Source organism: Ruegeria denitrificans (assembly GCF_001458295.1).
Classification (GTDB): Bacteria; Pseudomonadota; Alphaproteobacteria; order Rhodobacterales; family Rhodobacteraceae; genus Ruegeria; species Ruegeria denitrificans.
Genome location: NZ_CYUD01000001.1, coordinates 486,899 through 510,580 on the forward strand (window position 1 = coordinate 486,899; position 23,682 = coordinate 510,580).

Sequence of the window (23,682 nt, forward strand, 5' to 3'; positions counted from 1 at the left end):
GGAAAAAACTTTGGCGTGAGGCAAGGCCAGTCTCAGCTGGCCCTTTTCATGCCCATCACCCGAGCACGTGCGCGTGGATCACTGTCGAACAAGGCCGCCAGTTGCTCGGTCATCGCGCCTGCCAGTTGTTCAACATCGGTGATCGTCACTGCGCGGTCATAGTAACGCGTTACATCGTGACCGATGCCGATAGCCAATAGTTCCACAGCTTTGCGTTTCTCCACCATGGCGATCACATCGCGCAGGTGTTTTTCCAGATAATTCGCGGGGTTAACGCTGAGTGTTGAATCGTCGACCGGCGCGCCATCCGAAATCACCATCAGGATTTTGCGTGCCTCACGCCGGGCCAGCATCCGGCGGTGTGCCCATTCCAGCGCTTCACCGTCGATGTTTTCCTTTAGCAGGCCCTCTTTCATCATCAGGCCCAGATTTGGTCGCGCGCGCCGCCATGGGGCATCTGCGCCTTTGTAGATAATGTGACGCAGGTCGTTTAGACGTCCGGGCTGTTGCGGGCGGCCATCGTTCAGCCATGCCTCGCGCGCCTGACCGCCTTTCCAGGCGCGGGTGGTAAAGCCCAGAATCTCGACCTTCACATTGCAGCGTTCCAGCGTCCGGGCCAGAACATCCGCGCAGATCGCGGCGATGGAAATTGGACGTCCGCGCATCGAGCCCGAATTGTCCAACAGTAGCGTCACCACCGTGTCGCGGAATTCGGTGTCCTTCTCGACCTTGAAGCTCAGCGGCGTGGTCGGGTTCGCTACAACACGCGCCAGACGACCGGCATCCAAAATGCCTTCCTCGCGGTCGAACTCCCAGCTGCGGTTCTGTTGCGCTTGCAGGCGGCGCTGCAACTTGTTGGCCAACCGGCTGACGGCACCTTTCAGCGGCTCCAACTGCTGATCCAAGTAAGCCCGCAGCCGTTCCAGTTCGGCCGGTTCGGCCAAATCCTCGGCGGCGATCTCTTCATCGTACGTGTTCAGATAGACCTTGTAGTCCGGATCAGCCTCGGATGCAGGTTGGGGGGCAGGGGGTTCCAGCGGAGCCTCACCTTCGGGCATCTCTGCCTCATCGCCCATCTCATCCTCTGCCATCTCGTCCATCGAGACCTGCGCCTGAGATTGGTCCTGCTGTTCTTCCTGCGTTTGTTCAGGAGAGGCGTCGGCGTCCTGTTCGTCCTGATCATCCTGCCCGGTGCTGTCCGGGTCTTGCTGTTCCTCGGCGTTTTCTTCGGCCTGATCTTCCTGTTCGTCGTCCAGTTCATCGGGGTCGTCGCCCAGCTGGTCGCCGTAGCCCAAATCCTTGATCATCTGACGGGCAAACTTGGCGAATTCCGTCTGATCCGACAGAACGTCATCAAGATTTTCAAGCGCTCCACCGGCCTGCTCTTCGATAAATCCACGCCACAGGTTCATGACGTTTGCAGCCGCCGGAGGTAGATCGCGCCCGGTGGCAAGGTGCCGTATCAGGTACCCCGCGGCCACCGGCAGTGGCGTATCGGCGGGTTGCGTACATTGATCGTAACCGCGCCGCAGCGCCTCGTGACCAATCTTGACGTCGATGTTAGAGGCTGTGCCGGGCATATCCCGCGCGCCCATTGCCTCGCATCGGGCCGTTTCCATGGCCTCATACAAATCACGCGCCAAATCCCCCGGTGGGGCATAGCGCGCGTGGGTCGCGTCGTCGTGGTATTTGCGCTGCAATGCCAGAGCATCCGCCGTACCCCGCGCCAGCAAAACCTCTTCGCGGATCATCCGGCGGCTGACTTGCGGCAAACGCATCGACTCGCCCGAAATGCCGGATGGGTCGACAGTGTAGGTAACGTTCAGCTCGCGATCATCGGCCATTACTTTGGTGGCCTCGGCCAAAGCCTTCTTGAACGGATCGGCGGGGTTGTCGTTAGGTTTGCTCATCAGCGGCAGTCCGGTCTTGTTCTGTCCCGGCAACCTAGTGCCAATCCAAGGTCTTGACCATAGGGCCAACCCCGAATTCGCATGAAACCAGAATGATGCGTAAAGCAAAACCCTGGCTGAGGTTTCATTGCAGGACGCGCTGTCTTATCTGAACCATCCCGCAATATTGTCCATTGCACCCCGAAGCCCACCGGAGCTAAAAAACCGCTGATCCTGGCCGTGATGTGAATTCAGAACGATATCCGTCAACATATTTAATTGCCCGGCGTTAAGTGTCATTGGGTCAGTGACGGCGCTTGAATTCACGCGTTTGGCGGGCATGTCGGACAGGTCGAAATCATTTACGCGCGCGAATTTCTTTAACCCCTTTTGCAGATCGGCAAAGTCCAACAACGAGACACGCGCTCCGGATACATGCCGAGCACTCTTGTTGATCAACAGCCTGCCGGAAATATTTTCGGCGTCCAGCAATTCTGAGATGGATTTGTTCGACGAGACAAGCGCCTCAAACTGTTCGGGGTCAATAGGCTCATCCCGGGCATCGAGATCAAAGCCGCCATCTTCCTTTGCGCGCATCCAGCGATGGGGTGAATAATAAAGAGAAATCATCCGCTCGACCGGAGGGCGGGCAAAGGCATAGGCGGTATAGTCGGCAAAGGCTGGACCAATTAGTGTGTTGTAGTCCGTGAGTGTCTGATGCTTGGACTTGGTCGCATCACCGCTCAGCTCAAACCGATCGGTGCCGTCCTGATGACCTTTGACGACGATGGCGTCGTCTGAAAATCGAAGGAAACAACGTGTAAAAAAGTTTCCCCCGGTCTTCGGTACGTGGATGAACACGCATTTTTGCTTTGCAAAATGCACGCAACTACTCCTGAAAAACGCTCGGGGCTTTTTCTGACAATTCTACGTCAACATAGCGTTGATTCACGTCAATCAGAGTCTTGAACATCAACTCAGTAGTATTGCTGCAGGGATTGGTCATTTTCGTCTACTTCGTTGCACCAGCCGGAATAGTGTAGCCGTACAGTGTGCAGTATTCTTGCAGAAGCTTTTTCGGAACTGGACCGATTTTACCCCAATCCGTGTCTGCGACTTTTGGTTTTTCGTAGTGGACGCCCTTGTACAGTTTTTCGGCGTTTACCGGTTCCAAATCCAGCTTTTCCTTGTGGACGTCAAAGCCTGTGTCGTGAAGAAAATCAATCAGCGCTTCGCTGTCGTGCTCGATACGAAAAACAAAATCTGGCTTTTGCTCTCGTATGATTTGCGCCCATAGGCACAATGATGCGATTGCGCGCTCAGCCTCGGTGTTGAAGTCGTCCAAATCAATTCCAGTTTCGCTTTTTATGTGGTCGCGGCGGAAGGAATAGGACGCCGGGGCATGTTCGTTTTCGCGCATGATGGAAGGTATCGCCGTAGCTGGATCGCGCACTGTTTGTATCAGGATACGCCAGTGCAATGCCCTACGAGTGCGTGCGATAGGATCCAGCGCCCATGGGTTTTCGTCAGCGTCGACGGCAAACATCCAAGAACTGATACCATCCGCACCATCGGTCTCATGCCCTATGTCCAGGCCGGACTTCGTGCAAAGCTCTGCGACGTATCCTGTGCCGGTTCTTGGGTGCCCTACGCACAGAATTGGACGACTAAACATGCGTTGGACGTGACGTCTCAGCCGCTGCTCATGTTCGGTGTGCTCGTCCACCCGGTTATGCGCGGCAAGAAACGCCAGGCGATTTTTTTTGGGGTGGATTTGAGAATCCACTGACCCATCCGACCAAGACAGTTCGGACGCAATCGGAGGGAATACTGTCCAAGAGTTGCTTTCATCAGCAACCTGTTTGTGCATGAAGATGTCAGAAGTCGTTTCGACCCGTGTGAAACGGTCAAGCAACAACCGGGCAAATGCAGGCGTCAGCGCATAGCAGGGATTCGACAATCGATCCTTGTGTTTCACACGAAAGAGTCGAAATGCACTATGATCTCGCGATTTGGCCCACCCCATTCTCAAAAGCATTGAGGTTTGTGCGTCAAAGGCGATACTACCGTTTTGAATTTTCTTCCTAAGCCGGTGGACGACCCGGTTTGTCCAAGGGTGGAAAAAGACGTCATCCTCTATGACCAACGTACGTTGACCGGACTGGCTGATCGATTCCCAAATATCCAGATGGCTGGCGAAATTGGCAACCTGCGAAGGGATCAAAACGTTATTTTCGCAGTCGCAACATTTCTGCCCGCAGCGAAAGCAAGGTGGAAAGGAGGCGACCAGCCCCTGCTCCTGCAAGGCCTGAACCTTTGGGTGATCTGGGCTGAAAGCGTCATGCCATTCGAACGCGGATATACCAAACTCGGCAAGATGCTGTGGCAGACGTTCTCGCCGCTCGGTGGCATCGGGCAGGCTAAGCACGATGACTTTTGTTACAATGCCTTCAAAAGCCCCCAATCCTTCGGCGATATCTGATTGAGAGCCTGCCCTCACGATCGCTTACCCCAGGCTTACGCTTGCGGCACTTTCCGGCAGTTCCTCATCAAAGCAACGCTGATAGAACTCGGCCACGGTCTGACGTTCCAGTTCGTCACATTTGTTCAGGAAGGACAGGCGGAAAGCATAGCCCACATCGCGGAAAATCTCGGCGTTCTGGGCCCAGTTGATCACGGTTCGCGGGCTCATCACGGTGGACAAATCACCATTCATGAAGGCGGTCCGGGTCAGGTCGGCGACGGTCACCATCTGGCTGACGGTCTTGCGGCCCTTTTCGGTGTTGTAATGCGGTGCCTTGGACAGCACGATCATCGTCTCGGCATCATGGCTCAGGTAATTCAGGGTCGAGACCAGTGACCAGCGGTCCATCTGCGCCTGGTTGATCTGCTGCGTGCCGTGATAGAGGCCAGTGGTGTCACCAAGACCCACGGTGTTTGCTGTGGCGAACAGGCGGAAATTCGGGTTCGGCGTGATGATTTCGTTCTGGTCCAGCAGGGTCAGCTTGCCGTCATGTTCCAGTACGCGCTGGATCACGAACATTACGTCAGCGCGTCCTGCATCGTATTCGTCGAACACAATGGCAACAGGGTTGCGTAGGGCCCATGGCAGGATGCCTTCGTGGAATTCAGTGACCTGCTTGCCGTCGCGCAGTTTGATCGCGTCCTTGCCGATCAGGTCGATCCGGCTGATATGGCTGTCCAAGTTCACACGCACTGCGGGCCAGTTCAGGCGGGCGGCAACCTGTTCGATATGGGTCGATTTACCAGTACCGTGGTAGCCCTGAATCATCACCCGGCGGTTATGGGAAAAGCCTGCAAGAATCGCCAGTGTGGTTTCGGGGTCAAATTTGTAGGTCGGGTCGATCGCCGGAACCCGGTCACTGCGCTCTGCAAAGCCTTTGACCGCCATGTCTGTATCAATGCCGAAAACGTCCCGAACCGAGATTTCTTCGGTGGGTTTTGCGTTGATATCAATCGATCCGTCAGCCATTCGCCTTGTCCTTATCCTTTGGCCCGTCTTGCCGGGTTTGAACCAGTGTGTGGTGCAACATATTGACAGGAAGGGCAAGGGAAAGAGGCGCAAGACGAAGGCTGAGAGGATGTTTCTTCGAAACTGGCCTTATCGGTGCGTGCCAAGGAATATTCGAGCGTAACTCTGGTGCATACGGGGAAGAATTTTACTCAGTCAGGTGTAAACATCATAATATTTAAATTGGGTTAAATTTAAATCTTGTAGACTGTGCACACGGGGTCAGTTTGATTGTTCCAGTGTGTGAGGGTCTTTTGAAAAACAAAAGTAATTGCGAAAGGGTGCTTAGCCGCTTTTCGCGCAGGGGCGTGCCTGTTTCGGTTACTATTGACGCAATAGGTGTATGCAATGGCGTTTAGTGTTCTTCTTCACACGGTCAACACTGCCAATGGTGACCTGGTCGTTCAAAACACGACACTGCCAGCAATTGTTGATGGGCAAACGATTTCCTTTGACGGGGGTGTGACGTTTCAGCCCTATACTTACCTTGGGCAGGGTACCAGGCTTAGTAACGGCGAGTCCGGCGAATTCATTCAGATCGGTGGGCAAATTTACGCTTGGGATACGGACGATCCCACGGGGCCGATGAGCACCGGTAACTGGAAAATCACCGAAGACGACCTGGATCCGACTGATCCCCCGTGTTTTGTAGCCGGTACACTAATCGACACCGACTCTGGGCCGCGACCGGTCGAAGAATTGGCGGTTGGCGACAGGGTATGCGTATCCAATGGAGAAACATTGCCGATAGTATGGATCGGAAAACGAACACTCAGCGCGCAAACATTACGCCTTCAACCGAAATTCCGACCTGTCCTGATTCAGTGCGATGCGCTGGGCAAAGGTTTGCCTGACTGCGATCTATACGTGTCCCCGCAACATCGGATTGTGATTGAAGGCTGGCGGGCCGAGTTGCTGTTTGGTGAGCAGATGGTCTTTTCTGCCGCGATTCATCTGGTTAATGATCACACGATCCGTCAGATTGGTGCGGATGAACCCGTTACTTATTTTCACATCGCTTGCGAAGAACATGCCATTTTGACATCGCATGGTCTGCAAAGTGAGAGCCTGTTTATTGGTGGTCGGGCATTAGGCTCTTTTAGTCGCGCAGATGTTGACGAATTGCGCGTGCTTTTTCCCGATCTCAGTGATGGCGCGCGGGTACGAAAAACCAAACTGCGCTGCTTGAAACGCCCCGAAGCGCAGGCACTGCGGGGCATATTTCCGGCGTAGCGGAGCCTACTTGAAGTTCCGGCTGTCCTTGATCTGATCCCAGGCCCAGACAACCTCTTGCAGCTGTTCCTCTTGGGACCGATCACCACCGTTCATGTCCGGGTGCAGTACCTTGATCAGCTTTTTATATGCCTTGCGCACCTCGGCCTTGGACCAGCTGTCCTGTGCTTCAAGAATCTCGATAGCACGACGTTCGGTGGGCGGCAGGCGGCGGCCGCCGGAATTGGCGCGGCCGGGGTTCTTGGTGGCGTTCTCGCCCAGAACCTGATGCGGGTCCTCGATGCCCAGACGAGCCCAGGCGCGCGCCTCGGGGTCGCCCATCGGCTTGGTCTCGCGCTCCCACACTTTGTCCTTGGAACGTTGCGCGTTCAGTTCGGCCTCGGTCGTGCCGTCGAAAAAGTTCCACTTGTTGTTGTATTCGCGGACGTGCTGTTGGCAGAACCAGAAGAAGTCGTCCAATACATCCGGCGCCTTGGGCGCACGGAACTTACCGGCCTCTTCGCAACCCTCGTGATCGCAGATACGCGTCGAGGTTTCAGACGCACCCGACATGCCCCGGCGCCCACGCGGGTTCTTTTTCTTGGCGTTGGAAACGGACATATCGAATCCGAAGGGGTCTGACTTCACCATGCTCTGATCCTCAAGAACGCATCTTTTCGACTCGGAGGCAGCAGTTTAGTCTAAGCAGCCGAAAGTAGAAGAGGGGGGCGGTAAATTTTTTGCCGCTGAGCGAAAAAATGAGCGTGACCGACGAAATCCATAAGCGCCTTGAGGCCGCGTTCAATCCGCGCGAGCTGGAGGTAATCGACGACAGCGAAAGCCATCGTGGCCACGCCGGGTATCAGGACGGCGGCGAAAGTCATTTCAACGTCCGCATTCGCGCCAGCGCGTTCGAGGGCCAGTCCCGCGTCGCCCGCCACCGCTCGGTGCATAAGGCGTTGGGCGATATCGTACCGCGCATTCATGCGCTGGCGCTGGATATTGGAACATGAGAGAGTCTTAATCGCCCATTGAGGCCGCATTTTTCCCTGCTGGGTGTGGGCATGAAAATACTGTGTTTGGGGACCGCTATTCCCGACAATTCGATTGCTGCAGAAACTAAAGGTTTCGACGCCGCCGATGAAAGTCAGTACAAATGGCTGTCAGAATACTGAAACCTAGAAGCGGGCGCCTTTCTCTGGAATTCGACGAGTTGGATATTTAGGGTGTCAAATCGAAAATCGAACGGCTGTTCGGCACAGCCACTCAAAGATAGTTTGTTGTGGAAAGCAATGTCAGGTTTGGACGTGCGGATTTCACTTTCTGGAATGAGTGGAATGACCCTTGTCTCATCTCGGGAACCGCTCAGGGTGATGCGCACCTTCGGCAAATTCATGACGAATTGACCAAATGTTAAGCTGAGTTAGGCTAAAATAGGCTTCAATCTGCGCTTGTTGTATTGGAACAAACGGGATCACGCCTTTTCGGGGTTTTCAGTGTCTTCTTGTTCAGGGTGTCTCAGAAACAGTGGCGGCTCTTTGGCCTCTTCCGAAATCGGTGCGGGTGCCACAACGTTACCTGGCCCAGGAACCGATCGCGCCACCGCAACAGTGTCTGTCGTTTCTACTGGTGCCAGAGTTTTTGAGTCTTCTAATTCACGGCGAAACACCAACACATTGCGCCAGTTCACTGTCGATCCAGTCAGGCCTGCGCGTTCCTCGCTGGGCAGCAATTCGGCGCGCCGATATTCCCAGCCGTCTTGCCCCATCTCGTTCAGTACCTGTTCCACGGAAGCAGCGAACCGGCCTTCGGCGGATTTGACGCCCTTGGCCTTGGTGCCTTTTTGCGGAGCTGGGACAACTTTGTATTCGTAGCGCTGCATCGGATTTTCCTGGTTGCCGGGTTCCGGCAATCTAACATGTTGGTGATTTTGGGAAAGTCATCATCGCATGGACGTAGCGGAAAGAAAAACGGCAGGGTTTATGCAAACCCCGACGTTTTTCGAAAACTTAAGCGCCTTACGAGCCCAGCTTTTTGCCGACCAATTCGTTCACCGCCTTGGGGTTGGCCTTGCCGCCCGTGGCTTTCATCACCTGACCGACGAACCAGCCCGCCAGTTTCGGGTTCACCTTGGCCTTTTCAACCTGTGCTGGGTTGGCGGCGATGATCTCATCAAGTGCGGTTTCAATCGCGCCGGTGTCGGTCACCTGTTTCATGCCGCGCTCTTCCACGATCTGCGCCGGATCGCCGCCTTCGGTATAGACGACCTCGAACAGGTCCTTGGCGATCTTGCCCGAGATCGCTTCCGAAGCGATCAGGTCGATGATCCCACCCAATTGCGCCGGAGACACGGGCGATTCCGTGATGTCGTGGTCTTCTTTCTTAAGCCGACCGAATAGTTCGTTGATGACCCAGTTCGCGGCCAGCTTGCCGTTACGGCCCTTGGCGACTTCTTCAAAATAGGCGGCAGATTCCACCTCGGCGGTCAGCACGGACGCGTCATAGTCGGTCAGGCCAAACTCGCTGATAAACCGCGCCTTTTTGTCGTCGGGCAGTTCAGGCAGTTTGGCAGCAATTTCGTCCACCCATGCCTGCTCGATCTCCAGCGGCAGCAGATCGGGGTCGGGGAAGTAACGGTAATCATGCGCCTCCTCCTTGGACCGCATCGAGCGGGTCTCGCCCTTGTCTGGGTCATACAGGCGGGTTTCCTGATCGACTTTGCCGCCGCCTTCGACGATGGCAATCTGACGGCGGGCTTCAACCTCGATCGCTTGCTGGATAAAGCGCATCGAGTTCATGTTCTTGATCTCGCAACGGGTGCCCAGATGCGAGAAATCCTGCGTTTCCTGATACTTTTCGTACGCCCCCGGCAAACAGATCGAGACGTTCACGTCCGCCCGCAGGTTGCCGTTCTGCATGTTGCCATCGCAGGTGCCCAGATACCGCAGGATCTGACGCAGTTTGACGATATAGGCAGCCGCTTCTTCGGGTCCGCGAATATCGGGACGCGACACGATCTCCATCAGACAAACACCGGTCCGGTTCAGATCGACGAAGGACATATGCGGGTCCATATCGTGGATCGACTTACCGGCGTCCTGCTCCATATGGATGCGTTCGATCCGCACATTGCGCGCGGTGCCGTCACCCATTTCAACCAACACTTCACCTTCGCCCACGATGGGATGGTACAGCTGGGAAATCTGATAGCCCTGCGGCAGGTCAGGGTAGAAATAGTTCTTGCGGTCAAAGGCCGATTTCAGGTTGATATCCGCCTTCAGGCCCAGCCCGGTGCGTACCGCTTGTTCCACGCAGTATTCGTTGATGACCGGCAGCATTCCCGGCATTGCCGCGTCCACAAAAGCCACGTTCGAATTCGGCTCGGCCCCGAATTGGGTCGACGCGCCGGAAAACAGCTTGGCATTGGACGAGACCTGAGCGTGCACCTCCATCCCGATCACCAGTTCCCAATCGTGCTTGGCCCCGGCAATGGTTTTGGGTTTGGGCATTTCGTATGTCAGGTCGAGCATGGCGCGCCTCATTTCCGCAGAAGTCTAAGCCTGCGTATTAGGCCCGGCAGGGACGAGGGGCAAGGGGGAATCAGTGCTGCGACAGGCGCAGGCCCGACGGCGTAAAGGTCACGTCCATTCCGTTGTGCAATTCCTCGCGGAACAGATTGCGGATAGCAAGCAAAGCATCGCGCTTACCACGGGCCGCAAACCGCTCGGCCGAATTGATGCGGACCGAGTTGTTGAACCCGTTCGCGGCATGCGCCCAGATAAGCGGATGCAGCTCGGTCATGTGGTCGCGGATCAGCCCGTTTGCGGCCTCGTGAATTTGCGAGCGCACAAGATCGGCCTTTTCGTTCAGGCCTTGACCGTTCTGAATCGTGATAGCGCAATAGGCAGACAGCATGTTGACGGTCTGCTGATCAGGGCGACGATGCAGAATGTCGTGAAAACCTTCCAGGAAATACTCAACATCCAGCCGGGCGCAGGCCTCTTCGTCCAAAGCGATAGCGTCAAACTGGACCCAAGTGTAGCCGCCGGCGCCCCAGATGTCGGCAGTTCGTGCCGCGTTGCGCAGCGCCTGAACCTCTAGTTTTTCATAGCTGCCGAACCAACGTGGCAGCAGATGTGTACCCATCGCCCGCATATGTCGCTGATTGTGCGGGTCTAACGTGATCAGATGTTCGTATTCTTCGGCGACGCGCTGGTTGGTTTTCCGTTGACCCGCCAGCAGGGCGCAACTTGCGGCTGCGACAATCGGGCTGTCTGGCAGCGCGGCGCGGCATGTCGGCAAAAGGTCCGCAGCCCGGTCGAAATGCGCGGCACAGCGTGACTGGTGAAGCGGGGGCAGGGTTGCATCCGTTGCAATCCCGCGCCACGCCCAGGCCAGGTCGATATGCGCTAAGGCCACGACCAGAGTGATCATCGGATCATCCGGATACTCACGCATTTCGTCTTCGAGCTCTGAGATGCCGCCCAGCAAGTCATATTCGCACAGCGCGTTGCCGTCTGTCAGCGCGTGTTCCGCGGCCAGCACAACGTCCGAGCGCGCACCAAAAGCCAGTAAATCTGCAATCGGTGTCCCATCGGGCGCGGTTTTGCGATCTTGGTCAGCGGCGCGCATCTTTTTGGACAATTCAGCCCAGCGATCCTGTCTGGCTAGCGTGCGACCTTCTTCAATGGTGTTCCAAGCGATCAGATCTTCCGCCAGCATGCTTGCCACAGGGATATTCAGTTGCCCTTTGTCCGGCAGTGCCGCTGGGACGGCAAAGTCGTTGGCGCGCATGTTCTGCGTGCAATGACGGGATGACAAAGGTGAACGGGCCTGACGTGCCCTGAAAAACCGAAACATGGTAACACTCGTAACCGAAACATATAGGCAGCTTGGCTTTAAAGTTTGTCCGAAAATTACCTCAAATTCAAGCTTTAGGGGGGGTATTGGGTGGCGGGTTGGCGTGAATTATCTCTTCCGCTGGTGATTGTTTCAAAAAACGGTGAAATGGTGCCGTTCGACCCGCAACCCAGCCTGCTGCAGTGCTGTCTCAAATGTCTTGTGGGGCGGTGTGGCCTCATCCGGCAACCGAATCCTCTTGCCTGTGGTCAGAACCAGCGACGTGCGCACCGAAAAATCCCAGCGTGTGTCGAGTCGGACATGGTCAATGTCAGCCAAAACAACCTCGGCCTCACGCTTGCCGGAAAACCATCGTATCACATCGCGATCCAGAGTGAGTCCAGCCTGCGTGCCCTGTGCGATGTCCCAAAGGGCGGGCAGGGTGGGCAGGCTGAGCAACCCGACCAGCCACCACGCCGCATCGAACAGGATCACCAACGCGATCAGCCCCGCGTAGACGCACATCACGATCACGACGGCGCGTGAGGTCCTGTTGAGGCGTTTGAAGGTAAACGGGGTCATGCGCCGAGGATGCGAGACACCATTTCCGTTGTATCCCGCGACAGGTTAGGGGTGTCCGCGATGCGCGTTAGCTGAGCCTTCATCAGGTCCTGACGGTCGGCGTCATAGCGTTTCCAGGTCTGGAAGGCGGAACACATCCTGGCGGTGGTCTGAGGGTTAACCGGGTCCAGCCGGATCAGCCAATCGGCTAGCACCGCGTACCCGGCACCGTCCGCACGATGGAACCCGGCGTGATTCATCGCCAGTGCGCCCATGACGGCTCGGAATCGGTTTGGGTTTTTCCAATTGAAATCAGTATGCTCAGTCAGATCGCGCGCAGTGTCTGCAGTCGCTTCGGGGGAGGCTGTGGTCACCTGCAGGCCGAACCATTTATCGACCACCAGCCGGTCGTGCTGCCACTGCGTGTAGAAATCCGCCAGTTCCGTCTGGCCTGTACCCGCCCGCAACAGGCAAGATAGGGCGGTCAGTTGGCGGGTCATGTTGTCAGCTGCGGCGTATTCCTCGGCCGCTTTGGCACCGCCATCCAGCCGCGAAGTCAAGTACAGTACTGCGCCACCAAGCGCCCGCTTGCCGGCCTGATCAGCATCGGGGCTGAACGGCGCGTCGATCAGTGTTTCGCTGTGCAGCCTTGGCAGCAGGTCCTGCACATGCTGTGCGGTTGCTTGGCGCAGGGTTTCCACGGAGGTCCATATCGCCATCGGATCCGGTATTTCACCGCTTTCAAACAAGGCTGCAGCCAGTTCGGATTGCGTTGGCAGTCCCAACATCAAAGAGCGGTAGTCTGGGTCCAGATCGCCGTCACGCAACACGGCCAGCATTCCATCCAGATAGTCCGTGCCCGGCGCTGCATCTTCGCGGATCATGCACATCAGCGTATCTTGCGCAAGCGACCGCCCCGCCTGCCAGCGATTGAACGGATCGGTGTCGTGGGCCAGCAGGAACGCGCGTTCGGCATCCGTGTGGTCATGTTCTAGAATGACCGGGGCCGAGAAATCGCGCAGGATCGAGGCCACAGGTTTGGCCGCCAGTCCGGTGAAGGTAAAGCTCTGTTCGGCTTCAGTCAATTCCAGCACCTCGGTTGCGCGCACCTCGTCGCCGTTCGGGCCCAACAGGCCTGCGGCGACAGGGATCACCTGAGGCAGCTTCTCGGACTGGCCGGGTGTTGGCTCGGTACGTTGCGACAGGGTCAAGGTATAGGTGCCATCCTGCCAGTCTTCGCCAACTGTAACGCGCGGTGTTCCGGACTGGCTGTACCACCGTTTGAACTGGGTCAAATCACGGCCTGTCGTATCCTCGAACACCTTGATCCAGTCTTCGATGGTGCAGGCCTGCCCGTCATGGCGGTCGAAATAGAGGTCCAGCGCCTGCGCATAGGCACCGTTCCCTACCAGACGCTTGAGCATACCGATCAATTCGGCACCTTTCTCATAGACGGTGGAAGTGTAGAAGTTGTTGATCTCTTGAAAACTTTCAGGGCGAACGGGGTGTGACAGAGGCCCGTTATCCTCAGGGAACTGCCGCGCGCGCAGGTCGATGGCATCGTGGATACGTTTCACCGGGGCCGAACGCATATCGGACGTAAACTGCGCATCGCGGAACACGGTCAGGCCTTCTTTGAGACACAGCTGGAACCAGTCGCGGCAGGTGATGCGGTTGCCGGTCCAGTTGTGGAAGTATTCGTGCGCGATGATCGCCTCGATCCGCTCGAAATTGGCGTCGGTCGAGGTTTCGGGGCTGGCAAGTACGGCCGAGGAGTTGAAGATGTTCAACCCCTTGTTCTCCATCGCGCCCATGTTGAAGTCATCGACGGCCACGATATTGAACACATCCAGATCGTATTCACGGCCATAGACGTCTTCGTCCCATTTCATCGACTTCTTCAGCGCTTCCATCCCAAAGGCGCATTTGCCTTCGTCTCCGGAGCGCACCCAGAGGTTCAGGTCCACGTCACGACCCGACATTGTGGTAAACTGACCGGGATGAGCGATCAGGTCGCCTGCGACCAACGCAAACAGATAGGCGGGTTTGGGCCAGGGGTCGATCCATTCAGCCCAGCCTTCACCTTTGCCCGAGGGATTGCCGTTGGACAGCAGCACCGGCAAATCACCGTTGATGCGCACGGTGAACACGGACATCACGTCTGGCCGGTCAGGGTAGTAGGTGATCTTGCGGAAGCCTTCAGCCTCGCACTGAGTGCAATACATGCCGTTCGACATATATAGGCCCTCAAGCGCAGTGTTGTTGCCCGGGTCGATCTCGACGACGGCCTCCCAGATAAAGGGGGCATCGGGTACGTCAACCGTCAGGCCTTTCTCGGTGACATTGGGGGTGACTTCGACTCCGTCAATAACCGCCCGGATCAAGGTCAGGTCTTCGCCATGCAGAAAAAACGTACGATCCCTCGCATCGGGGTTGGGGCGGAACGCGATACGCGAGGTGACATGAGTGGTATGTTCGGCCAGATCAAAGGTCAAATGCACGCTGTCCACAAGATAGCCAAATGGAGTGTAATCTTTCAGATAGATCGTGGTTGGGGCAGCGTCACGCATCGGGGGCCTCATATCGGTTGAGTTCGAGCGCGACGTTATGGGGATCACTTGTAAGCTGCAAGCTGTTGCTGGGCATTCGGAGGCACCAAGCAGGTCAAATTGATCTTCTAATTCCATCGGAAACTTGAGGGGTCTGTTGCCTATCGGAAACTTTCGCACTAATTGACGCTTGCATGCCAACGTACACAATGCGGGAGAATTGACTTATGAGCGGCAGAGAAACCCGGAAAGGGCTGCAGATTGCCTGGGAACTGGCGGATTTCATCGAAAGTCAGGCTTTGCCTGGAACAGGTGTTACGCCCGAGCTGTTCTGGTCCGGTTTCGCCCGCTTGGTCGATGAGCTCGGCCCAAGAAACCGGGAATTGCTTGCAAAGCGGTCGGACATTCAATGCCGTCTTGATGGTTGGCATCTGGAACGCAAGGGGCAGACCTATGATGCCGCCGCATATGAGTCATTTCTGCGTGAAATCGGATATCTGGTAGAGGAAGGACCCGATTTCCAGATTGAAACGGCAAATGTCGACCCCGAGATCGCAGTGACCCCGGGGCCGCAACTGGTTGTACCAATCACCAACGCCCGTTTTGCCCTCAACGCGGCCAACGCACGCTGGGGCAGCCTGTATGATGCGTTGTATGGCACTGATGCGATGGGCAATCTGCCTGCTGGCAAAGGTTACGACGCAGCACGCGGTGCGCGAGTGATTGCCTGGGCCAAAGGTTTTCTGGATGCTGCTGCACCTCTGGCCAGCGGGTCGTGGGCGGACGTATCCGTACTGCGCGTTGAAAACGGCGCACTGGTGCCTGCGCTGGCCGACGCATCGCGTTTTGTCGGTTTCGGCGGCGCGACTGAAAAGCCCGAATTCGTGCTGCTGAAGAATAACGGCCTGCACGTCAAAATTGTGATCGACCCGTCCAGCACGATTGGTGCGTCCGATCCGGCAGGCATCGCGGACGTCGTAGTTGAAGCGGCCTTGTCAACGATCATGGATTGCGAAGACTCGGTCGCTTGTGTCGATGCCGAAGACAAAGTTGTGGCCTATGGCAATTGGCTGGGCCTGATGAAGGGCGACCTGACGGAAGAGGTCTCGAAAGGCGGCAATACCTTCACCCGTAAACTGGCAGATGACGTGGTTTACACCTCCGCGAGTGGCGAGCAGGGCACGCTGAAAGGCCGCTCGCTAATGCTGGTGCGGAACGTAGGTCACCTGATGACCAACCCCGCCGTTCTGGATGCTGAAGGCAATGAGATCGGCGAGGGCCTGATGGATGCGCTCTGCACCACGCTGATCGCAATGCACGATCTACAGCGCAAAGGCGGCAATTCGGTCAATGGGTCGGTTTACGTGGTGAAACCCAAGATGCACGGACCAGAAGAAGTTGCATTCGCGGTCCAGATTTTCGACATGGTCGAAGACATTCTTGGTCTGCCCCGCAACACCGTGAAACTGGGCATCATGGATGAGGAACGCCGCACCTCGGTCAACCTCAAGGAATGTATTCGTGCTGCGAAATCGCGCGTGGCCTTCATCAATACCGGTTTCCTTGACCGGACAGGGGACGAGATTCACACCTCGATGGAGGCAGGTCCTGTGCTGCCCAAGGGCGACATCAAGAGCACGCCCTGGATTGCGTCTTATGAAGATCGCAATGTCGATATCGGTTTGGCCTGCGGCCTGAAGGGCAAGGCCCAGATTGGTAAAGGCATGTGGGCTATGCCCGACCGGATGGGCGAGATGCTTGAGACCAAGATTGGCCACCCGCAATCTGGCGCGACCTGCGCCTGGGTGCCGTCGCCGACCGCCGCAACCCTGCACGCGACGCATTACCACAAAGTCGACGTTCTCTCCCGTCAGGACGAGCTGGCTGCCGCTGGTGCCCGTGGCACTTTGCAGGATTTGCTGACCATTCCGCTTTTGGGCGGCCGCAACCTGAGCACCGAAGAGATCACGCTTGAGATCGAAAACAATGCGCAGGGCATTCTGGGATATGTCGTGCGTTGGGTCGATCAGGGTGTGGGCTGTTCGAAAGTGCCGGACATAAATGATGTTGGTCTGATGGAGGATCGGGCAACCTGCCGGATTTCTTCGCAGGCTCTGGCCAACTGGCTGCATCATGGTGTCGTCAGCGAAGATCAGTTGATGGCTGCGATGCAGAAAATGGCCGCCGTGGTGGATCGCCAGAACGAAAACGATCCTTCATACTCGCCAATGGCGCCGGGGTTCGACGGGGTCGCGTTCCAGGCGGCTTGTGATCTGGTGTTCAAGGGACGTATCCAGCCTTCGGGGTATACTGAGCCGGTTCTGCATGCGCGTCGACTTGAACTGAAAGCCAGCCTTTAATTTCGTAAGAACGTTAGGACACAACATGACCATTTCTTTACGCAAAGCCCGCACGATCATTCGCAAAACCCTGGAAAAAGGCCGTGGGATGGAGTTGAAGCCGCTCTCTGTCGTGGTGTTGGATGCGGGTGGGCACGTCATCGCGTTCGAACGTGAAGATGGTGCAGCGCCCGGCCGTTTCGCAATTGCGCAGGGCAAGGCCTATGGTTCGGTCATGCTGGGCATGGCAGGAACCGCGCAGATGCAGCGCGCCGAAGCCCAGGCCTATTTCATGGCTGCCGTGAACGGTGTCTATGGCGGTCAGGTTGTTCCGGTTCCGGGCGGTATTCTGCTGCGCGACCGCAAGGGTGCGGTGATCGGTGCTGTTGGGGTTACTGGCGATACATCGGACAATGATGCGGTCGCAGGTATGACCGGGGTTGAAGGCGCGGGCTTGACCGGAGAGGCTTGATTTTGATCGGCCTATGGTTCTGATATTTGCAGGGGTTTGGGAATAATTTCTGCAAATTGCCAAGTGAAAGAAACTTTGTTCCGGTAATTGCAAGAAAACTGGAACGATATGTGCGCACCTGAACACGTCCCTGCGCTGTGGTGCAGGGCGTGTTTAGTTGCACGTTTATTCTGCTGCGGATAGCTTTCTTTTGAATTAAGGAAACTGCAAGGAAAGCGGAATGTCTCGACCTGTCGTCGGTATCATCGGCAACTCTTACCTAATGAACGATGAATACCCTACCCACGCGGGTGGGACGATGAACTCTGAAGCCGTGGCGAACGTTTCTCATTGCCTGCCGCTGCTGATCCCATCCGACCCGCGTTTTGTCACGGTTGAGGAATTGCTTGAGGTCTGCGACGGGTTTTTGCTGACCGGTGGACGCCCGAATGTGCACCCAGAAGAATATGGTGAAGACGCGACTGACGCGCATGGAGAATTCGACCGGGCGCGGGATGCGGTCACCTTGCCTTTGATCCGCGCTTGTGTTGAACGCGGCCAACCCTTCATGGGTATCTGCCGAGGGTTTCAAGAGGTCAACGTGGCCATGGGTGGCACGCTCTATCCTGAAATCCGCGATTTACCGGGCCGGATGAACCACCGCATGCCTCCGGACGGGACATTGGAAGAGAAATTCGCCCTACGTCATGTGGTGGCGCTGGACGAAGGCGGCATATTCCACCAACTATTCGGCGCGCCCGAGGTGATGACGAACACGCTGCACGGGCAGGGTATCAAAACGGTCGGGGATCGCGTGGTTATCGACGGCCACGCGCCGGATGGCACGCCCGAGGCGATCTATATCAAGGATGCCCCGGGATTCACTCTGTCGGTGCAATGGCACCCTGAATGGGATGCGATCAACGATCCTGTTTCCCGGCCTTTGTTCGAAGCGTTTGGTGCAGCCGTGCGCGCTTGGGCGACCGGATCGGACGCAAGTCTGATACAGCAACGGGCGTGAGTTGCGCACCGGTCCGCAAGAAGGGACCAGTGCGCCGGAATCAAATCAACAGATCAAACTGCTGATTCAGCGGCAGTTTTCGGGCACGTTCTCCGGTCAGATCAAACAGTGCATTCCCAAGCGCGGGCATCGACGGCGGCGTTCCGGGCTCACCGGCGCCGCCCATATGGCGGTTGGTCTCTAGCACGCGCACCTCGACTTGTGGGGCGCTGTGCATCCGGATCGCGTCATAGTCAGGGAAGTTATACTGTTCGACCTCGCCTTCGGCAAAAGTGATTTCACCGTAGCATGCCGCTGACAGGCCATACATCATACCGCCAAACATCTGCGCCTTGACGTTTTCCGGGTCCAGAGCCAGACCCATATCGCAAGCAATCCACGCCTTGTTGATGCGGATAGTGCCGCCTTCGTCGACCACCTCGATCACCTGCGCGACCGGGGTACCGAAACTGTAGGTGAACGCCACGCCGCGCCCGAAGCCATCCGGTGTCTGCCCGGTCCAGCCGGACATTTCGCGAACCGCTTCAAGGCACCCGGCCGAGGGGGCGTGTTCGCTCTTCATCAGTTCCAACCGGAATTCCAGCGGGTCATGGCCTGCGGCATGGGCCATCTCATCCATGAAAGTTTCGTGGAAAAAGCCATTGTGGCTGTTGCCGACTGATCGCCAGAACCCGACGGGGACGTCCAGTTTGGCGATGTGGCCGCTCATGCGGTAGTTCGGTACTGCGTAGGGCTGATTGAAAAAACCTTCAACCAGCACCTTGTCTGGTCCTGCGCCGGGCATGCCGGTATAGCGCGTCACCGCCTGCTGCGTACAGGATTGCGCCGCAACCTTGCCATCAACCAGGACCGCCTTGCCGTCTTGCACCGCGCCGCGCATCCGGGCGATGGCGCCGGGGCGGTAATAGTCGTGGCGCATATCTTCTTCGCGGCTCCAGGTCGTCTGAACCGGGGTGCCGGGCATGGCCATAGCAACCTTGGTGGCAATCTCGCTGAAATCCAGTTCACCTCGGCGACCAAACCCACCACCCAGATATGTGGTGTGGATTTGCACGGCTTCGGTGTCCAAATTGGCTGTGTTGGCAGCACGGAATCGGATCAGGGTTGGGGCCTGATTGCCGCACCACAACTCCAACGCATCGCCGGTATACAGCGCGGTGGCGTTCATCGGCTCCATCGTGGCGTGAGCCAGATAGGGCACTTGGTACTCTGCGGTAATCTCGGTCGCACCGTCAGGTGTGACACTGACATCACCAACATCGCGCATGGTCGAATTTGCCGAGTCATCAAATGCCTCGGCAATTTTGGCGAATATGCCATCCGTCTCGGGCGGGTAGGGGGCGTCGCCCCAATCCACGTCGATAGCCTCGACCGCCTGATTGGCGAGCCACGTATTGTTGGCAATCACGGCGACACCTGTGCCCAGATCGACGATTTTCTCGACCCCCGGCATGGATTGCGCGGTGCTGTCGTCATAACCGTGCATTGCACCGCCCAGCTTGGGGTTCATGCGCACAGCCGCGAATTTCATCCCCGGCAGGCGTACATCGACGCCAAACTCTGCGGTGCCAGTTACCTTTTCGACCATGTCCAGACGCGGCTGGGTTTGGCCCAGATAACGCCATTTGGACGGATCGCGCAGGGGCACTTCGACCGGCTCAAGCCCGGCGGCGTCCACGGCCAAGTCCGAATAAGCGAACTTGTCGCCATTTGGCGCGATGACATGCCCCGAGGCAGTTCCCAGCTCTGAAGGTTCGACACCCAAACGAAGGGCCGCAGCACGCTTGAGTGTCTCGCGAGCCGAGGCACCGGCCTGTCGCATCCGCTCGAACCCATCTTTCATCGAGGTCGAGCCACCTGTGACCTGAAGGTGCAGAGCTTTGCCAAGCACACCCAGCGCCTCACCCAGATTGTGCTGGAAGTCCGAGATGTCATAGCCCTTGTTGGGCAATCCTTCCCCCAACATGGCAGAATTATAGTAGGCCGCTGCTGCCGGACCGTGCAGCACAGTGATCTGGTCCAGACCCACGTCCAGTTCCTCGGCAATCAAAGCGGCCCAAGTGGTCTTGACGCCCTGACCCATCTCGGCGCGCGGTGCAAAGAGGGTTACGCCATTCTGGTCGATCAGAACAAACGGATTCAGCGCCGCCTGACCTTCGCCAGGTTTCAGCGGGTTCGCAGCGGGGCGGCTGACATAATACGCGCCGAATGCTACGCCGCCGACAATTGCGGCCGAACCGATCAGGAAAGTGCGGCGAAGGATTTTGCCAACAGAAGCCATGGGTTACGCCTCCTTCAACTTGCCAGCCGCGTCATGGATTGCAGCGCGGATACGGGGGTAGGTGCCACAGCGACACAGGTTACCTTGCATCGCCTCATCAATATCGGCGTCCGAAGGTGCAGGGTTTTCGGCCAGCAACGCCGCTGCCTGCATGATCTGGCCCGACTGGCAATATCCGCATTGCGCCACCTGATGATCGACCCAAGCTTGCTGTATCGTCGCCATCGTATCCGGCGTCCCGATACCTTCAATCGTGATGACATCACCCCACACATCCGACAGGCTCACCTGGCACGAGCGCACAGCCTCGCCATCAATATGAACCGTGCAGGCCCCACAGGCCGCCACCCCGCAGCCGAATTTGGTGCCGGTCAGGCCGACCTCATCGCGCAAGACCCAAAGCAGGGGGACGTCATCGGGCAGATCGACTTGGTGTTGGTTACCGTTAATCTTCAGGGTGGTCGCCATGGCGCACCTCATCTGGCTGTGGCTGGTTTCTGACATATTTAGCGCAAAGTGTCAGTATGTCAATTGACAAAATAAACAAAAAGTGTCAGAGATTCTGGTATGACCGAAGCAGTTGACGATCCACGGCAAAAAACCATCCTGAACTCGGCTTTTCAGGCTTTTGCCGCCTATGGTTACCGAAAAACCTCAATGGATGACATTGCGCAGGGGGCGGGAATGTCACGGCCGGCGCTGTATCTGCATTTCAAGAACAAAGAGGCGATCGTCAGTAAACTGACCGAGGTCTACTATGTCGAGAAATACGCGGCTGTTGCCGAGGCGCTGGCAACGTCAGGATCAGTGTCCGAGGTTCTAGCCAGAGCGATTCAGGCGCAGACGGCAGGGATGGCTGCGATACTGGCCTCGCCCCACGGGCTTGAGATGCTGGACAACACCAAATCCTTATCCGCCGAAATCATCGCGGAGGGCGAGGCCAAACTGTCAGGGCTATACGCGGATTGGCTGACACAGCAAGAACAGGCCGGGCGGGCGCGCCTGCAAGCTGACGCAGCCGAGACTGGTCGGACGATTGCGGCCACGCTTAAGGGGCTCAAGCTGATCGGTGCGGGCGCTGAAGTGTATGAGCGGCAGGTAGCGCAGATCGCAGCGTTGATCGGTGCGGGGCTTGAGGTCAGGTAACCCGCTGACGCACTTTGTATTCGGGTGCATCCCACAAACGGTTCTGCATGATGTCAGCCAGAATTTCGACCGCGCGCTCGACATCCCGAGCGTCGATAAAAAGCGGCGTGAACCCAAAGCGCATGATATCGGGGGCTCGGAAATCTCCGATCACTCCGCGCGCGATCAGCGCCTGCATGGCGGCGTAACCGTCGGCAAAGCGGAACGAGACCTGACTGCCGCGTTGGTTCGGATCGCGCGGGCTGGCCAGTTCCAGATCGGGGCAGGTGGCCTCAACGCGGGTGATGAACAGCTCGGTCAAGTCGATGGATTTGGTGCGCACTTCAGTCATATCGGCCAAGTCCCAAATGTCCATCGCAGCAGACAGAGCGGTCATCTGAAGGATCGGAGGGGTGCCGACCCGCATCCTCTCAATTCCACCGCCGGGTCGATAATCCAAATCGAATGCAAAAGGGGCCTCGTGCCCCAGCCAGCCTGACAAGGCCGGGCGGGCGCGATCTGCCAAGCGTGGTGCGACATAGATAAAGGCTGGCGCACCAGGGCCGCCGTTGAGGTATTTATATGTGCAGCCTACGGCGAAATCGGCGTTGCAGCCGGAAAGGTCCACCGGGATTGCTCCGGCGGAATGTGCCAGATCCCAGACAGTGACCGTCCCGTTTGCATGTGCCAATTCAGTCAACGCCTTCATGTCGTGTATGCGACCACTGCGATAGTCGACCTCAGTCAGCATCAACACGGCGATGTCTTCGGTGATGTTTGCAGCTACATCCTCGGGCGCGACAACGCGCAGTTCGTAGTCCGGCCCCAGCGAACGCAGTAGCCCGTCGACCATATACAGATCGGACGGGAAGTTGCCGTTGTCCGACAGGACCACCTTGCGATCCGGGCACAGTTCCAACGCTGACGCCACGGCCTGATACACTTTGATCGACAGGGTGTCGCCTGTCACAACTGTTCCAGGCTCAGCGCCAATCAGGCGACCAATGCGACCGCCCAGACCGGACGGCAAACCCATCCACCCAGCCTTGTTCCAGCCAGTAATCAGCATTTGCCCCCATTCTCTGACCATCATCTCGCTGACCCGGTCGCTTGCGGCCCGCGGCAGCGGGCCCAGCGAATTGCCGTCCAGATAGATGACACCTTCGGGCAGATCGAACATGGCTTTGGTTGCGGCAAAGTCGGTCATGGGCGGCTCACTACCTTGTGTTGAGTTGGTCTCCTTCGGCCTAGCCGATCTGTATCGGCCTGTCCATTGATGCGACAACCTGAGCTTTTGCCAATTCGGTTCGAAAGCGGTAGGACATCGGCCAGAAACGACATGCCTGCGCATGTTGTCAGTTGCGGGGACGCGCATGCACCGGATCGACATACCGCCCGTCTGGCTTGTTGGGTTCGCTTTTTTGGCCTGGCTTCAGGCGCGTCATTTCCCTTTGGGGTTGTCGCTGGACGGCGGATTGACGGATTTGCTGAGTGGCTTGCTGATCGGGGGCGGCATCCTTATCGCCGTGCTGGCGATCATGGAGTTTCGCCGTCACAAAACGACCGTTATCCCACACGAAACACCTTCGGCGCTGGTTCAGTCAGGCATATATAAACGCAGCCGCAACCCGATCTATGTCGGCGATGTTTTGATTTTGGCCGGTTTGGTTCTTCGCTTTGATGCGGTACTGTCTCTGATCTTGGTCCCAATCTTCGTCTGGGTGCTGGAGCGCCGATTCATTCTGCCCGAAGAAGACCGCCTGCGCCGCAACTTTCGTGCCGATTTCGCCCGTTATGAACGTAAAACCCGCAGGTGGGTTTAGGATGCGCAGAACAATAGCATCATATCGTGAATGCTGCGCTTGCGAAATAATGTTGCGCGA

Annotated in this window: 20 protein-coding genes and 1 pseudogene; 7 read left to right on the forward strand and 14 right to left on the reverse strand. The window is 57.1% G+C overall.

What is annotated here, in order from left to right; genetic code table 11:
* Nucleotides 1-32: 32 nt before the first annotated feature.
* The 5 genes and pseudogenes from cobT to cobS all read right to left on the reverse strand — a co-directional run bounded on the left by cobT (nucleotide 33) and on the right by cobS (nucleotide 5,382).
* Complete coding sequence (cobT, locus tag RUE5091_RS02310; RefSeq protein ID WP_058280376.1) at nucleotides 33-1,910, reverse strand: cobaltochelatase subunit CobT; 1,878 nt, start codon at nucleotides 1,908-1,910, stop codon at nucleotides 33-35.
* A gap of 144 nt (nucleotides 1,911-2,054) precedes the next feature.
* On the reverse strand, nucleotides 2,055-2,774 hold the full coding sequence (locus RUE5091_RS02315) for a sulfotransferase family 2 domain-containing protein (RefSeq protein ID WP_058280245.1): 720 nt from the start codon (nucleotides 2,772-2,774) through the stop codon (nucleotides 2,055-2,057).
* Between the two features lie 127 nt (nucleotides 2,775-2,901).
* A complete protein-coding gene (locus tag RUE5091_RS23495; RefSeq protein WP_243470695.1) occupies nucleotides 2,902-3,675 on the reverse strand; it encodes a hypothetical protein in 774 nt (257 codons plus the stop codon).
* Nucleotides 3,676-3,954: 279 nt separating this feature from the next.
* Nucleotides 3,955-4,389, reverse strand: a pseudogene (locus RUE5091_RS23835) (glycosyltransferase family 25 protein); the annotation flags it as partial.
* A 6-nt stretch (nucleotides 4,390-4,395) separates the two neighbouring features.
* Nucleotides 4,396-5,382 carry a cobaltochelatase subunit CobS gene (gene cobS / locus RUE5091_RS02330; protein WP_058280248.1) on the reverse strand — a complete coding sequence of 329 codons (987 nt, stop codon included), beginning with the start codon at nucleotides 5,380-5,382 and terminating at the stop codon, nucleotides 4,396-4,398.
* A 387-nt stretch (nucleotides 5,383-5,769) separates the two neighbouring features.
* On the opposite strand from cobS, the gene RUE5091_RS02335 reads away from it, so the two are divergent.
* Nucleotides 5,770-6,654 carry a Hint domain-containing protein gene (locus RUE5091_RS02335; protein WP_058280249.1) on the forward strand — a complete coding sequence of 295 codons (885 nt, stop codon included), beginning with the start codon at nucleotides 5,770-5,772 and terminating at the stop codon, nucleotides 6,652-6,654.
* 6 nt (nucleotides 6,655-6,660) lie between these two features.
* Here RUE5091_RS02335 and RUE5091_RS02340 read toward each other — a convergent pair whose 3' ends face one another.
* Nucleotides 6,661-7,284 (reverse strand): J domain-containing protein, encoded by a 624-nt coding sequence (locus RUE5091_RS02340; RefSeq protein ID WP_058280250.1) that lies wholly within the window; start codon nucleotides 7,282-7,284, stop codon nucleotides 6,661-6,663.
* Nucleotides 7,285-7,391: 107 nt separating this feature from the next.
* On the opposite strand from RUE5091_RS02340, the gene RUE5091_RS02345 reads away from it, so the two are divergent.
* Nucleotides 7,392-7,646, forward strand: a complete 255-nt coding sequence (locus RUE5091_RS02345; protein WP_058280251.1) for a BolA family protein — start codon at nucleotides 7,392-7,394, stop codon at nucleotides 7,644-7,646.
* A 461-nt stretch (nucleotides 7,647-8,107) separates the two neighbouring features.
* On the opposite strand, the gene RUE5091_RS02355 is transcribed toward RUE5091_RS02345, so the two are convergent.
* The 5 genes from RUE5091_RS02355 to pepN form a co-directional block, all read right to left on the reverse strand.
* The gene (locus RUE5091_RS02355) at nucleotides 8,108-8,515 is read right to left on the reverse strand and encodes a DUF4177 domain-containing protein (protein ID WP_058280377.1); all 408 of its coding nucleotides are present in this window, start codon (nucleotides 8,513-8,515) and stop codon (nucleotides 8,108-8,110) included.
* 136 nt (nucleotides 8,516-8,651) lie between these two features.
* The gene (gene gatB, locus RUE5091_RS02360) at nucleotides 8,652-10,163 is read right to left on the reverse strand and encodes an Asp-tRNA(Asn)/Glu-tRNA(Gln) amidotransferase subunit GatB (protein ID WP_058280253.1); all 1,512 of its coding nucleotides are present in this window, start codon (nucleotides 10,161-10,163) and stop codon (nucleotides 8,652-8,654) included.
* 70 nt (nucleotides 10,164-10,233) lie between these two features.
* On the reverse strand, nucleotides 10,234-11,493 hold the full coding sequence (locus RUE5091_RS02365) for a hypothetical protein (RefSeq protein ID WP_058280254.1): 1,260 nt from the start codon (nucleotides 11,491-11,493) through the stop codon (nucleotides 10,234-10,236).
* Nucleotides 11,494-11,625: 132 nt separating this feature from the next.
* A complete protein-coding gene (locus tag RUE5091_RS02370; RefSeq protein WP_058280255.1) occupies nucleotides 11,626-12,054 on the reverse strand; it encodes a hypothetical protein in 429 nt (142 codons plus the stop codon).
* Nucleotides 12,051-14,603: an aminopeptidase N gene (gene pepN, locus RUE5091_RS02375; RefSeq protein WP_058280378.1), complete on the reverse strand. Its 2,553-nt coding sequence runs from the start codon at nucleotides 14,601-14,603 to the stop codon at nucleotides 12,051-12,053. The genes RUE5091_RS02370 and pepN overlap by 4 nt, the downstream gene beginning before the upstream one ends.
* 206 nt (nucleotides 14,604-14,809) lie before the next feature.
* Here pepN and RUE5091_RS02380 point away from each other — a divergent pair, with 206 nt between their 5' ends.
* The 3 genes from RUE5091_RS02380 (at nucleotide 14,810) to RUE5091_RS02390 (ending at nucleotide 18,393) form a co-directional block, all read left to right on the forward strand.
* Nucleotides 14,810-16,942 (forward strand): malate synthase G, encoded by a 2,133-nt coding sequence (locus tag RUE5091_RS02380; protein WP_058280256.1) that lies wholly within the window; start codon nucleotides 14,810-14,812, stop codon nucleotides 16,940-16,942.
* 25 nt (nucleotides 16,943-16,967) lie between these two features.
* Nucleotides 16,968-17,393 carry a GlcG/HbpS family heme-binding protein gene (locus RUE5091_RS02385; RefSeq protein ID WP_058280257.1) on the forward strand — a complete coding sequence of 142 codons (426 nt, stop codon included), beginning with the start codon at nucleotides 16,968-16,970 and terminating at the stop codon, nucleotides 17,391-17,393.
* A gap of 220 nt (nucleotides 17,394-17,613) precedes the next feature.
* Nucleotides 17,614-18,393: a gamma-glutamyl-gamma-aminobutyrate hydrolase family protein gene (locus RUE5091_RS02390; RefSeq protein ID WP_058280258.1), complete on the forward strand. Its 780-nt coding sequence runs from the start codon at nucleotides 17,614-17,616 to the stop codon at nucleotides 18,391-18,393.
* 40 nt (nucleotides 18,394-18,433) lie between these two features.
* Here RUE5091_RS02390 and RUE5091_RS02395 read toward each other — a convergent pair whose 3' ends face one another.
* Both RUE5091_RS02395 and RUE5091_RS02400 read right to left on the reverse strand, forming a co-directional pair.
* Nucleotides 18,434-20,674 (reverse strand): xanthine dehydrogenase family protein molybdopterin-binding subunit, encoded by a 2,241-nt coding sequence (locus tag RUE5091_RS02395; protein WP_058280259.1) that lies wholly within the window; start codon nucleotides 20,672-20,674, stop codon nucleotides 18,434-18,436.
* Between the two features lie 3 nt (nucleotides 20,675-20,677).
* Nucleotides 20,678-21,142, reverse strand: a complete 465-nt coding sequence (locus RUE5091_RS02400) for a (2Fe-2S)-binding protein (protein ID WP_058280379.1) — start codon at nucleotides 21,140-21,142, stop codon at nucleotides 20,678-20,680.
* Nucleotides 21,143-21,241: 99 nt separating this feature from the next.
* Here RUE5091_RS02400 and RUE5091_RS02405 point away from each other — a divergent pair, with 99 nt between their 5' ends.
* On the forward strand, nucleotides 21,242-21,820 hold the full coding sequence (locus RUE5091_RS02405) for a TetR/AcrR family transcriptional regulator (RefSeq protein ID WP_058280260.1): 579 nt from the start codon (nucleotides 21,242-21,244) through the stop codon (nucleotides 21,818-21,820).
* Here the strand turns inward: RUE5091_RS02405 and kynU are convergent.
* Entirely contained in the window at nucleotides 21,813-23,006 is a 1,194-nt protein-coding gene (gene kynU / locus RUE5091_RS02410; protein WP_058280261.1) for a kynureninase, read from the reverse strand. The two genes, RUE5091_RS02405 and kynU, sit on opposite strands and share 8 nt — an antisense overlap.
* A gap of 166 nt (nucleotides 23,007-23,172) precedes the next feature.
* On the opposite strand from kynU, the gene RUE5091_RS02415 reads away from it, so the two are divergent.
* The gene (locus RUE5091_RS02415) at nucleotides 23,173-23,622 is read left to right on the forward strand and encodes a methyltransferase family protein (protein ID WP_058280262.1); all 450 of its coding nucleotides are present in this window, start codon (nucleotides 23,173-23,175) and stop codon (nucleotides 23,620-23,622) included.
* Nucleotides 23,623-23,682 lie beyond the last annotated feature (60 nt).